We start from the raw sequence: 12,158 nt of genomic DNA, 5'->3' as shown, positions 1-12,158 counted from the left end.
CCCGCATTTTTGTCGTTCTACGACGTGCGCGCTGCTCGCAATTCACGGGGAAGGGCGAACACCAGAGTCTCGTTGGCTGTGGTGACGGGCTGAACGTCGTTGTAACCGTGCTCGGCAAGAAGTTCGATCACACCGCGCACGAGCACCTCGGGCACCGAAGCACCCGACGTGATGCCGACGGTCTGGACTCCCTCGAGCCACGCGAGATCGACCTCACGGGCGTAGTCGACCAGGTACGACGCGGCAGCGCCCGCACCGAGGGCAACCTCGACCAGGCGAACCGAGTTGGACGAGTTCCGCGAACCCACCACGATCACGAGATCGCACTCGGGAGCCATCGCCTTGACCGCGACCTGACGGTTCTGCGTGGCGTAGCAGATGTCGTCCGACGGCGGGTCCTGCAGATTCGGGAAACGCTCACGCAGGCGTGCGACGGTCTGCATCGTCTCGTCGACGCTCAGAGTGGTCTGGGAAAGCCAGATGACCTTCGACTCGTCGCGAACCGTAACCGCGTCGACCGAATCCGGGCCGTCGACGATGGTGACGTGATCGGGAGCCTCACCTGCGGTGCCTTCGACCTCCTCGTGACCTTCGTGGCCGATGAGCAGGATGTCGTAGTCGTCGCGAGCGAATCGCTTTGCTTCCTGGTGCACCTTCGTGACCAGGGGGCACGTCGCGTCGATCGTGCGCAAGTTCCGCTCGGCAGCCGAGTCGTGGACGGCCGGCGACACACCGTGCGCCGAGAACACGAGCAACGATCCCTCGGGAACCTCGTCGGTTTCGTCGACGAAGATCACGCCTTGATCTTCGAGCGTCTCGACGACGTGGCGATTGTGGACGATCTCCTTACGCACGTAGATGGGTGCGCCGTGCTTCTCGAGCGCCTTCTCGACGGTCTCGACCGCGCGGTCGACGCCGGCGCAGTAGCCGCGAGGCTCGGCGAGGAGCACGCGCTTGGCGCTGCCCTTGCGGGTGGACGGCGAATCAGCCGAGTGCGCGATACCGAGATTGAGAGGAACAGCCGAAGACATGTGACCAGCCTACTGGCACCTCGAACGTGAGACACTCCGGCAAACATGAACACCTCGTTTCGCGCGCCGTTCGAGGGTTGCGAAGTGAACGAGTACGGCCGTCACAGGCAAGTCGGCTACCGATTGTCGGTGCTTTGCGGCAAGCTGTGGGAATGATCCGACCACCGTTCGTGGCGCGCGTTGCCGCGGGACTCGCCGTCACCGCGATGGAAGAGGCAAAGAAGTTGCCCACCACCGCCGTCGCCCTGCCGATGACCGCCGTGAGCCAGATGCTGCAGACAAGCATGCGTGTGCAGCAGTCGATCACCTCGTTGGCTATCAAGGGCGATCAGGCGTTTGCCCTGATCAACTGGTCTTCCGAAGACGAACAGCCCGAGTGGGCAGTGTTCGACGAGGATGCCGACGCGCCCGCTGACTCGGCGTCTTCCACCGGATCGTCTTCCACCGGATCGACCTCGGCTGACACCCCGACCAACGCCGGACGCTTCGCGCTCTACTCGCTCGAGCCGACCGCCCCAATCGAGGAGCCCGCACCCGGCGCCGAGTCCGAATCCACCGCAGACACGTCGGACAAGCCTGCCGAAGAGCCGGAGATCGTCACCGAACTCGACTACCCCAACCTCACACTCGCACAGCTCCGTGCGCGCATCCGGACGCTCAGCATCGACGAGCTGACCGCAGTCCTGGACTACGAGAATGCGACGCTCGCCCGCGCACCGTTCCAGACCATGCTCGCCAACCGCATCACCACAGCCAAGGCAAAGTGACTTCCGCAACGCCCCCCGCTTCATCGCAGCGTTCGTCCGGCGCCAGTAGCGCTGAGCAGCCGTGGCCGGTCCGCACGGTTTCCGCGAAGGTTGCCGGCTGGATCGATCGGCTCGGCAGTATCTGGGTCGAAGGTCAGATCACCCAGATCAATGCACGCCCCGGCACCCGAACGGCATTTCTCGTACTGCGCGATCCGTCGGCAGACATGTCGCTTTCGATCACGTGCTCACCACAGTTGCTGCACAATTCGCCGGTGCCGTTGACCGAAGGCTCGCGTGTCGTGATGTTCGGCAAGCTCTCGTTCTACACCGGACGAGGAACTGTGTCGTTGCGTGTCACCGAGATTCGCGCCGTGGGAATCGGGGAGCTGCTGGCCCGCATTGAGAGACTTCGCGCCTTGCTCGCCGCCGAGGGCTTGTTCGATCCGAGACTCAAACGGCCGCTTCCGTTTCTGCCCGGCACGATCGGCCTCATCACCGGCCGAGCCAGCGCTGCCGAGAAGGACGTCGTCTCGGTCGCCCATCGTCGTTGGCCCGCAGTGGCTATCGCGGTGCGTAACACCGCGGTGCAGGGCCCGACTGCTGTTCCCCAGATCATCGAAGCGCTGAAGGAGCTCGACGCCAACCCGGTAGTCGACGTCATCATCCTCGCTCGCGGCGGCGGTAGCGTCGAAGATCTTCTGCCGTTCTCCGACGAAGCGCTGTGCCGCGCCATCGTGGCCTGTACGACGCCGATCGTCAGTGCCATCGGCCACGAGCCGGACAGTCCGCTCAGTGACCACGTCGCCGACCTGCGCGCAGCCACGCCCACTGACGCGGCCAAACGCGTCGTACCCGACGCAGTGGCGGAAGCTGCCCTGGTTTCGGATCTTCGTGACCGCAGCGCTGCGGCACTGCGCAGCTGGGTCAAGCGTGAGTCTCATCTGATCGAGCAGTTGCGTACTCGACCGGTCATGGCATCACCGCTGTTGGCGGTGGATCGCCGCGCCGAAGAGGTCGAAAGGCTCCAAGCCGCGGGACGACGCGATGTGACCCGGCTGATCGACTCGGAGTCCCGAACAATCGAGCATCTGCGTGCCCGGCTCACCACTCTGGGCCCTGCCGCGACGTTGGCCCGCGGGTACGCCGTCGTGCAACGTGTTGTCCCCGACGGTGATCCGGAGGTTCTGCGCTCGGTCGAGGATGCACCACCCGGAACCCAGATTCGCGTTCGACTTGCAGACGGCGCCGTTCGCGCCGCAGTGATGGGAAGAGAAAAATGAGCAACGCCACCGACACCGACATCAACGAACTCGGCTACGAAGCCGCCCGCGACGAACTGGTGAGCGTCGTGAAGATTCTCGAACAGGGTGGCCTGGATCTCGACGCATCTCTCTCGCTGTGGGAGCGCGGCGAGGCGTTGGCCAAGCGCTGTGAGGAGCATTTGGCCGGCGCCAGGGCCCGCGTCGAAAAGGCTCTGGCCGAAGCGGACGAGTAAGGCCCGCTCCGACCGCAAAACCTTAAGGGGTGATCGGCTGCGCTGCGCCGACCTTCTCGGCAAGAGTCCGGAACTCTTCCGGCATCGCCGCGCCCGTCAGCAACAGGCGAACATCTCCGACGTCCGTGACCCAGATCGACTCGACGCCTTCGCCGCCGAAGACATTCCACGTATCGGCACCGACGGTTTCGACTCCGGTCGCGAATCGCTGTCCACCGGCAACGTGTGACACCAACGGGAATTCCTCGGCGTTGCTCTGCGTCAGCTGAATGTAGCGACCGCTGGTCGTGATGAATCCCACAGTGCTCGAATCACCGCCGCCATCACCGGAAATGATCTTGCGACTGCCGGAGTTCGGGGTCCACCCGTCCGGAACACCGGGGTTACGGATGGGAAATCCGAGTTCCTTCGCGTCGTAGTTCAGAGCTGCGTCCACGTCGACGCTCGGGATCGGCCCCTGCGTCGGGCCTCCAGGACTGAACGTGCACTGGCTGGCGATGCCCGCAATGATGATGCAGAACAGCACCAACGGTACGAGAGACCAGACCATGTCTTTGTTGTCTTCGAGAATGCGGGGTTTCTTCGATGCCACACCCCCAGTATCCAGGTACTCCGCTCTGGATACGATTCCCGGTCCCCCTCGAGCGAGACAAAACGTCCGTGCGGCGACCCGACAGCGCACGTAGCCGCTCCCATCTGGGACAATGACGCCTGAAGAAACCACTGCGTCGACACACCCCGTCGACCGCGACCGCGCCAGGAGGCACCGCACATGACGGCCAGCAGCACTCATCGTGAGACCCCGGACCGTAACCTCGCACTCGAATTGGTCCGAGTCACCGAAGCCGGTGCTATGGCTGCCGGCCGCTGGGTAGGCCGCGGCGACAAGGAAGGCGGCGACGGAGCAGCCGTCGACGCGATGCGTCAGCTCGTCTCCTCCGTCTCGATGCGCGGCATCGTCGTCATCGGTGAAGGCGAGAAGGACGAAGCGCCGATGCTGTTCAACGGCGAAGAGGTCGGAAACGGCGACGGTCCCGACTGTGACTTCGCCGTCGACCCGGTCGACGGCACCACCTTGATGTCCAAGGGCATGCCCAACGCGATCTCCGTTCTGGCTGTTGCCGAGCGCGGCGCGATGTTCGATCCGTCGGCCGTGTTCTACATGGAGAAGATCGCTGTCGGACCGGATGCTGCAGATGTCATCGACATCAGCGCACCGATCGCCGAGAACATCAAGCGCGTCGCCAAGGTCAAGAAGGCGTCGGTCTCCGACATCACGATCTGCATCCTGGACCGCCCGCGTCACAACCAGCTGATCCAGGACGTGCGCGACACCGGCGCTCGTATCCGGTTGATCTCCGACGGTGACGTTGCCGGCGCCATCGCCGCAGCGCGTCCGGAGTCCGGCACCGACATGCTCGTGGGCATCGGCGGAACGCCCGAGGGCATCATCGCCGCAGCAGCCATGCGCTGCATGGGAGGATCGCTGCAGGGCAAGCTTGCGCCCACCGACGACGAAGAGCGTCAGAAGGCCATCGACGCCGGTCACGATCTCGATCGGATCCTGTCCACCGAAGATCTCGTCTCGGGCGAGAACGTCTTCTTCTGCGCCACCGGCGTCACCGACGGTGACCTCCTGCGCGGCGTCCGCTACTACGGCGGCGGCGCCAGCACGCAGTCCATCGTGATGCGCAGCAAGTCTGGCACCGTCCGCATGATCGACGCGTACCACCGTCTCGAAAAGCTCCGTGAGTACAGCTCCGTCGACTTCGACGGCGAAGAGGGCGCGGTTCCCCCGACGTTCTGATGGGCTCCGCCCCGTGAGTGGTTAAGGAGTCCCTGCACTCCTTAACCGCTCACGGGGGACGTAGTCCCCTGCCCGCTCTCCAAAAGTGGCAATGTGGAGCCATGACGGAGAGCAACGATCAACAGTTCCGAATCGAACACGACACCATGGGCGAAGTTCGGGTGCCCATCGACGCACTGTGGCGAGCACAGACCCAGCGCGCGGTCGAGAACTTCCCGATCAGCGGGCGCCCCCTCGAACGCACCCAGATCCGCGCAATGGGCCTGCTGAAAGCAGCGTGTGCGCAGGTCAACAAGGACCTCGGACTCCTCGACGCGGACAAGGCCGACGCAATCATCGCCGCCGCGAACGAGATCGCCGAAGGCAAGCACGACGATCAGTTCCCCATCGACGTCTTCCAGACCGGCTCGGGAACCAGTTCGAACATGAACGCCAACGAGGTCATCGCATCCATCGCGAAGGCCGCCGGTGTGGACGTACATCCCAATGATCACGTCAACATGTCGCAGTCCTCCAACGACACCTTCCCCACCGCCACGCATGTCGCAGCTACCGAAGCAGCGGTCACCGATCTTGTTCCGGCACTGGAACATCTGCATGCTGCGCTTGCCACGAAGGCGACCGAGTGGAAGACCGTCGTCAAATCCGGACGCACCCATCTGATGGACGCTGTGCCGGTCACGCTCGGTCAGGAGTTCGGCGGCTACGCACGTCAGATCGAGGCCGGCATCGAGCGCGTCAACGCAACACTCCCTCGCCTCGGCGAGCTGCCGATCGGCGGAACAGCAGTCGGCACCGGTCTCAATGCTCCGGATGGATTCGGCCCCAAAGTTGTTGCCGAACTGGTCAAGTCGACCGGTGTCGACGCGCTGACTCCGGCGAAGAACAGCTTCGAAGCGCAGGCCGCGCGTGACGGACTGGTCGAGGCATCGGGCGCGCTGCGGACCATCGCCGTCTCACTGACGAAGATTGCCAACGACATTCGGTGGATGGGATCGGGTCCGCTGACCGGACTCGGCGAGATCGCACTCCCTGATCTGCAGCCGGGAAGCTCGATCATGCCCGGAAAGGTGAACCCGGTCCTGCCCGAGGCAACCACTCAGGTTGCGGCTCAGGTGATCGGAAACGACGCCGCCATCGCGTGGGGTGGCGCCGCCGGAGCTTTCGAACTCAACGTCTACATCCCGGTCATGGCCCGCAACCTGCTGGAGTCGTTCACCTTGCTGGCCAACGTCTCTCGACTGTTCGCCGACAAGTGCGTGAGTGGACTGGTCGCGCACGAGGAGCACCTCAAGACACTCGCCGAATCTTCGCCGTCGATCGTGACGCCCCTCAACTCGGCAATCGGTTACGAGGAAGCCGCAGCCGTCGCGAAGCAGGCGCTCAAAGAGAAGAAGACGATCCGTCAGGTCGTCATCGAGCGCGGACTCGTCCCGGACAAGCTGAGCGAGGAAGAACTCGACAAGCGTCTCGACGTTCTGGCGATGGCGAAGGTCAAGGACTGAACAAACAAAAGAGTGGCGGTTTCCACTTCGGAAACCGCCACACTTTTCCCTACACCGTAGTGGTTGCCCGCCACTCGTCGGTGCGATCGGGGCTCGCCTCGGCCAATGCTTTCAGCGTCGCTTCGCGATCGAAATCCTTGCCGTACACGGGAGTTCCCGGCTGCTGACGCCAGGAATCGTCGATCGTTCCCGCATCGACGGGATCGAAGCCCAACTGATTGATCAGATCGAAGACGACCTGCTTGTTCGCGTCGTCGTCACCGGCGATGGGTAGCGCAATGCGCCCCTCTGCACCTTCGGGAAGCCCCGTCTCGAGGAGATGCTTCCACCAGATTCCGTTGAACGCCTTGAACACCGGTACACCCAGGTGTTCCTGCACCCATCCGCTTTCGGTCTGCCCGTCCTCGATGGCCGAGATCAGACCGTCACGCTGTTGCGGGTAGTAGTTGTTGGTCTCGATGACCGGGGCACCGGCGACCGCACCGCTGAGAATCCCCGCCGGTAGATCGACCACGTTCTTCTGCGGAATGCTCACGATGACCAGCTCGGCACCCTCGGCGGCCTCGGTACTGCGGACTGCCTTCGCGCCCGTCTCCGCTTCCAGTTCTGCAAGGGTATCCGGTGTCCGCGAGTTCGAGACGCGCACGTCGTGACCGAGCGCAGCAAGCCTACGTGTGAGCGTGCCACCGATCTGACCGGCTCCGATGATTCCGATGCGCATGACCCTGCTCCTTCGTCGTGTGCCGTGGCGATCGCGCCACCGCTGCATTCGTCAACGACGAGAACGCACCGGGTCATTCCGCACCGACCATTTCAACTCCGGTTGATTCAATCTGTTGACCGGTCGGGCGCCAGCCTGATCCGAACGCTCACCGGATCGGTCTGCAACCCGCGGAACGCAGACGCAGTCAGTGCTGATCTGAGCTTCCCCGACGCGAAAGTCTTCACCCGCGCCGGCACGTCGTCGTCAGGCATAATCTGAGCCTGACCATCCACCCACTCGCCGCGACGACGGATCCGAACCTCCGGCGTCGCAGAGATGTTGGCTCCCCAGCCCGTGCCGGTGCCATGCTGCGCGATGACCCACGCCTCGTCGCCGTTGTAGGTGATCGCGACTGGTACTCGGCGGGTCAGACCGGTTCGGCGTCCGACCGTCTCGATCTCGGTCATCAACGACGGCATCAGACCGATCCGATTCAATCCGGTGACCAGCGGATTGGCGAAGTACTTCCCGACTGCGACTTCGATTCTTCTTTTTCGTGCAACGGACGTCGGAACCGGCATGTCGTTTTCCTCTCCTCCGGAGCTGGCACTCCATGCAGCAGCTCTATACCGCACGATATAACCACTGTTCGCAGAGTTTTGCCAGCAACATTCTCCATCAAGGCACGCTACCTGCATACAACACTTGACTGTGTCTGCCGGTTACATCTAGTCTCAGATTCGTTCCTATACCGATCGACATACTGGGAGGCAGAGATGAACGCACCTCGAGACGCCTCGTTGCCATGACCGGCCCGCAGACGCGTTGTCCGATCACCGCAGCGCGTCGCAAGTGGGGCGTACCGAAGGAATCAGTGACACCGAATCAATCGAGCAGCACCGCGATTGCATACGATGGCGGAATGGCCGACTCCGATTCCCGCACTCTGATGCTGGTCGGCGCGATCAACGCCTTTCGCGAACACGGGATCGCCACAACCTCGCTCACCGAGATCGTCGAACGATCCGGCGCACCCCGCGGGTCGGTGTACCACTACTTCCCCGAGGGCAAAGGGCAGTTGGCGGGGGAAGCCGTCGCGTACTTCGGCCGGGGCGTGAGCGCAGCCATCAGTTCGATGATCGCCCAGTCTTCCCCACCGGAGATCATCGACGCGGTTGTCACCATCTTCCGAAACAGCTTGGTAGAGAGCGATTTCACTTCTTCCTGTCCTGTCGCAGCCGCGGCAGTGGAGGGCGCGTCGACGCCGGCGGCGCTAACTGCTGCGGGCGAATCCTTCACATCGTGGGAATCGCTTCTCACATCGTTCTTCTGGCAGCAGGGACAGCCGTCCGACACTGCAGCACAGTGGGCAACAGTCGTCATCGCGTCGATCGAAGGCGCAACCCTGATGGCAAAAGCTCAGCACACCACGGCGCCTCTCGATCGCATCGGCGCTCACCTCAAGGCTCTGGTCTCAGCCCCGAGCTGACGAACCCCACTTCCAACCGCTGCTGCCGTTCGCGCAGGAGCAGAGATGGCGTACAAACATGTCTCACACACTTGCACCGGCGCCCTCGGCGCCCATGATGACAAAATCCCGTCGCTTCACTGCGCTGATCTTCATCTGCCTCGCCGAACTCCTTGTCGTGCTGGACAACACGGTGGTCAACGTGGCGCTGCCGACGATGAGCGTCGACCTGTTCGCCAGCGTCAGCGATCTGCAGTGGATCGTCGACGCGTACACGTTGACCTTCGCCGGGTTCCTACTCACCTTCGGCCACCTGGGTGACCGCTTCGGACGCCGCCGAGTGATGATCATCGGCTTGATCGGCGTCGGTGCGATGTCGCTCGTCGGCGCCTTGGCTTCCAACCTCGAACAGGTGATCATGGCGCGAGCCGCCATGGGTGTCTTTGCCGCAGCTGTCTTTCCGGCTACGTTGGCCATGATCACCAACATCTTCACCGACGCCAGAGAACGAGCCATCGCCATCGCGGCCTGGACCGCAATGGCCGGCTTCGCGATTGCCATCGGCCCGACTGCGGGCGGCTGGCTTCTCGAGCACTTCTCCTGGCACTCGGTGTTCTGGATGAACGTTCCGGCAGCATTGTTGGTCATCGTGGGTGTGCTGCTGGTTGTTCCGGAATCGAAGGCGCTCCACGTCGGCCGATTCGATTTCGTCGGAACAATCTTGTCGCTACTGGGCATCGTCATTCTGGTGTGGACCATCATCGACGCACCACATCGCGGATGGGTGTCGACATTCAGCATCACGGGATACCTCTCTGCGACAGTGTTGTTGGCCGCATTCGTAGCATGGGAACTGCGCACCGACGCGGCGATCCTGAACATGAATCTCTTCCGAATCCGGCGGTTTTCATTCCCCGCCTTGGCTATTGCGGTCAGCTACTTCAGTATGTTCGGATTCTTGTTCCTGATCACGCAGTACTTCCAGGGCGTTCGCGAATACTCGCCGCTCGAATTCGGCATCCACTCTTTGCCTTTCGCCGCCGCTGTCGCCGTGGGCGCCCCCGTCGCCACCTTGGCGGCACAGAAACTCGGCACGACCGCAGTGATGGTGTTCGGCCTCCTCGTCCTCAGCGGCGGCATGTTCCTGGCCGGCCAGACGACCGTCGAGACGCCCTACCTCGGACCCGTCGTGATCTCGATGGTTCTCATGGGTCTGGGCCTCGCAATTGTCCAGGGACCGGCTACCGACTCCATCATGTCCTCGGTGCCCCTCGACGAAGCCGGCGCAGGTTCGGCAGTCAACGACACGACGCGTGAGCTCGGCGGGACCCTGGGCGTCGCCGTCATCGGTTCGATCGTCGCCTCGTACTACACGTCCAAGGTGGCTCCGATCGTCGACGCCATTCCCGACGCCGTGATGTCGGCGCAGGAGAAAGGCTTCGCTCGTGAGTCCGTGCTCAGCGTCATCGAGATCCGCTCCCGCGACATCAGTCCGCTCTTCGAGCAGCAGAAGGACAGTCTGATCTACACGATGAAGACCGCATGCCTGGAAGGCTTCGCCATCGCGTCGTACTTCACAGTCGGAGCAGCATTGATCACCGCTCTGCTGGTCGCGTTGTTGCTCCCTTGGAAGCCGGTCACGGAAGGCTCCATTCTCGGCAGTCTGACAACCAAGACCCCGAAGTAGCTACAAGGTTTCCCGATTTGTCCCAATATCAGCCCTCCGTTCCCCGATACTGGATTGACCGAGTGGTACCGACGACAACCCTGCTAGGGAGAATCTCGTGTCCATCACCAGTAGAAACAGTTCGCGACTGTCGGCAGCGGCGGTTCCGGTAGTACTGACGGTCGCCCTGCTCGCCGGATGCTCGTCCGATTCAGACACCACCTCGGCGCCCGGGCCGGTCGTCAGCGACGCCAGCCCGGGTCTCGACGCCGGGGTGCCGATCCCGGACGGGCAAATCGACGACGCGGTCGGGAAGCTCGACGGCCTCGCGAACGACCTCATGGCAAGTTCCGGTGTTCCCGGCATGGCGGTGGCCGTGGTGCACGGAGGTAAGACTGTGTACGCAAAGGGATTCGGGGTTCGCGAGTTGGGTAAGAGCGCCACCGTCGATGCCGACACCGTGTTCCAACTGGCATCGGTGTCGAAATCGGTCGGGGCCACGGTGGTCGCCCACGAAGTCGGAATCGGGACCGTCGACTGGGACACTCCGGTGATCTCGAAACTGCCGGGGTTTGCGCTTGCCGATCCGTGGGTGACCGACCACCTCACGATCTCCGATCTCTACACGCATCGGTCGGGGTTACCGGACCACGCCGGCGACGGGCTGGAGGACCTGGGCTACAACCGGGCCCAGGTGCTCGAAAAACTTCGCCAACTACCGCTCAATCCCTTCCGAATCACCTACGAGTACACGAACTTCGGCGTCACTGCCGGTGCGGAGGCCGTTGCATCCGCGGCGGGCACCGATTGGGAAACGCTGTCGCAGAACACGATCTACGGTCCGCTCGGGATGACGTCGACGTCTTCGCGGTTCTCCGATTACCAGGCCCGAGAAAATCGAACAGTCGGCCACATCCTCGAGGACGGGAAGTACTCGGTAGGACCGGTCCGGGACGCCGACGCTCAATCCCCCGCCGGCGGTGTCAGCTCGTCGGTGAACGACATGGCCAAGTGGTTGGACATGGTGCTGGCCGGCGGTCGGTATCAGGGGCAGCAGGTCGTTGAGACGGATGCGCTCGTGCCCGCGGTCAACCCGGAGATCGTCTCGCGGCACGCGCAGGAAATCGGTGAGCGCTCCGGCTTCTACGGCTACGGGTTCAACGTTTCCGACAGCGCCGCCGGCCGTGTCACAGCCAGCCACTCCGGAGCCTTCCTGGTCGGGGCCGGGACGAATTTCGTGACGATTCCTTCCGCTGACGTCGGCATCGTCGTTCTCACCAACGGCACTCCCACCGGTGTCGCGGAGACCCTGACCGCCGAGTTCGCCGATCTGGTGCAGTTCGGAAAGATCACTCGTGAGTGGCGCCCGCTGTACGAAGCGTCGTTTGCCTCACAAGCCGATCCCGAGGGCGAACTCGCCGGGAAGACGCCGCCGACCTCCCCTGCTCCTGCTCCACCGACAGACCAAGTAACCGGCGACTACGGCAACGCCTACTGGGGCCCCGCGCTCGTGACGCAGCAGAACGGTGCGCTGACCTTGACCATGGGACCCGCGGCCGTGACGTACCCGCTGACGCACTGGGACGGAAACACCTTCACGTTCCCCCTCAGCGGCGAAAACGCACCGGCCGGGACTGTCTCGAAGGCCACCTTCGACGGAAACTCGCTAACCTTGGAGTACTTCGATCATGATCATCTCGGTACCTTCATCCGGGCAACACCGGCCGAATAAAT

The 12,158-nt window shown here is 63.2% G+C and carries 12 protein-coding genes; 8 read left to right on the top strand and 4 right to left on the bottom strand.

The features are described 5' to 3' along the window. Positions 1-17: 17 nt before the first annotated feature. Positions 18-1,031 (bottom strand): 4-hydroxy-3-methylbut-2-enyl diphosphate reductase, encoded by a 1,014-nt coding sequence (locus ACFWEM_RS31110; RefSeq protein WP_003945273.1) that lies wholly within the window; start codon positions 1,029-1,031, stop codon positions 18-20. A gap of 152 nt (positions 1,032-1,183) precedes the next feature. Between ACFWEM_RS31110 and ACFWEM_RS31105 the strand changes: the two genes are divergently transcribed. From ACFWEM_RS31105 to ACFWEM_RS31095, 3 genes are read left to right on the top strand one after another with little or no spacing between them, the layout of a single operon-like run. Continuing rightward, the gene (locus ACFWEM_RS31105) at positions 1,184-1,798 is read left to right on the top strand and encodes a lipid droplet-associated protein (protein ID WP_378539537.1); all 615 of its coding nucleotides are present in this window, start codon (positions 1,184-1,186) and stop codon (positions 1,796-1,798) included. After that, positions 1,795-3,060 carry an exodeoxyribonuclease VII large subunit gene (gene xseA, locus ACFWEM_RS31100; RefSeq protein WP_378539536.1) on the top strand — a complete coding sequence of 422 codons (1,266 nt, stop codon included), beginning with the start codon at positions 1,795-1,797 and terminating at the stop codon, positions 3,058-3,060. Before ACFWEM_RS31105 ends, xseA begins: the two co-directional genes overlap by 4 nt. Next, positions 3,057-3,275 (top strand): exodeoxyribonuclease VII small subunit, encoded by a 219-nt coding sequence (locus ACFWEM_RS31095; RefSeq protein ID WP_003945276.1) that lies wholly within the window; start codon positions 3,057-3,059, stop codon positions 3,273-3,275. Before xseA ends, ACFWEM_RS31095 begins: the two co-directional genes overlap by 4 nt. Before the next feature lie 22 nt (positions 3,276-3,297). Here the strand turns inward: ACFWEM_RS31095 and ACFWEM_RS31090 are convergent, their stop codons facing one another. Beyond that, complete coding sequence (locus ACFWEM_RS31090; protein ID WP_378539535.1) at positions 3,298-3,867, bottom strand: DUF4245 domain-containing protein; 570 nt, start codon at positions 3,865-3,867, stop codon at positions 3,298-3,300. Positions 3,868-4,047: 180 nt separating this feature from the next. On the opposite strand from ACFWEM_RS31090, the gene glpX reads away from it, so the two are divergent. Beyond that, positions 4,048-5,082 (top strand): class II fructose-bisphosphatase, encoded by a 1,035-nt coding sequence (gene glpX, locus ACFWEM_RS31085; protein WP_003945202.1) that lies wholly within the window; start codon positions 4,048-4,050, stop codon positions 5,080-5,082. Between the two features lie 101 nt (positions 5,083-5,183). Further along, positions 5,184-6,587 (top strand): class II fumarate hydratase, encoded by a 1,404-nt coding sequence (locus ACFWEM_RS31080; protein WP_003945220.1) that lies wholly within the window; start codon positions 5,184-5,186, stop codon positions 6,585-6,587. A 49-nt stretch (positions 6,588-6,636) separates the two neighbouring features. Here the strand turns inward: ACFWEM_RS31080 and ACFWEM_RS31075 are convergent, their stop codons facing one another. Beyond that, the gene (locus tag ACFWEM_RS31075; RefSeq protein WP_378539534.1) at positions 6,637-7,356 is read right to left on the bottom strand and encodes an NADPH-dependent F420 reductase; all 720 of its coding nucleotides are present in this window, start codon (positions 7,354-7,356) and stop codon (positions 6,637-6,639) included. A gap of 59 nt (positions 7,357-7,415) precedes the next feature. Continuing rightward, entirely contained in the window at positions 7,416-7,871 is a 456-nt protein-coding gene (locus ACFWEM_RS31070) for a nitroreductase family deazaflavin-dependent oxidoreductase (RefSeq protein WP_378539533.1), read from the bottom strand. 341 nt (positions 7,872-8,212) lie between these two features. On the opposite strand from ACFWEM_RS31070, the gene ACFWEM_RS31065 reads away from it, so the two are divergent. The 3 genes from ACFWEM_RS31065 (at position 8,213) to ACFWEM_RS31055 (ending at position 12,156) form a co-directional block, all read left to right on the top strand. After that, positions 8,213-8,779, top strand: a complete 567-nt coding sequence (locus ACFWEM_RS31065; RefSeq protein WP_378539532.1) for a TetR/AcrR family transcriptional regulator — start codon at positions 8,213-8,215, stop codon at positions 8,777-8,779. A 94-nt stretch (positions 8,780-8,873) separates the two neighbouring features. After that, positions 8,874-10,445: an MFS transporter gene (locus tag ACFWEM_RS31060; RefSeq protein WP_378539568.1), complete on the top strand. Its 1,572-nt coding sequence runs from the start codon at positions 8,874-8,876 to the stop codon at positions 10,443-10,445. A gap of 97 nt (positions 10,446-10,542) precedes the next feature. Beyond that, positions 10,543-12,156 (top strand): serine hydrolase domain-containing protein, encoded by a 1,614-nt coding sequence (locus ACFWEM_RS31055; RefSeq protein WP_378539531.1) that lies wholly within the window; start codon positions 10,543-10,545, stop codon positions 12,154-12,156. Positions 12,157-12,158: the final 2 nt, after the last annotated feature.

Source organism: Rhodococcus sp. NPDC060176, from assembly GCF_042728675.1.
In the GTDB taxonomy this organism is placed as follows: domain Bacteria; phylum Actinomycetota; class Actinomycetes; order Mycobacteriales; family Mycobacteriaceae; genus Rhodococcus_F.
This window is presented reverse-complemented; position numbering and strand designations above follow the sequence as displayed.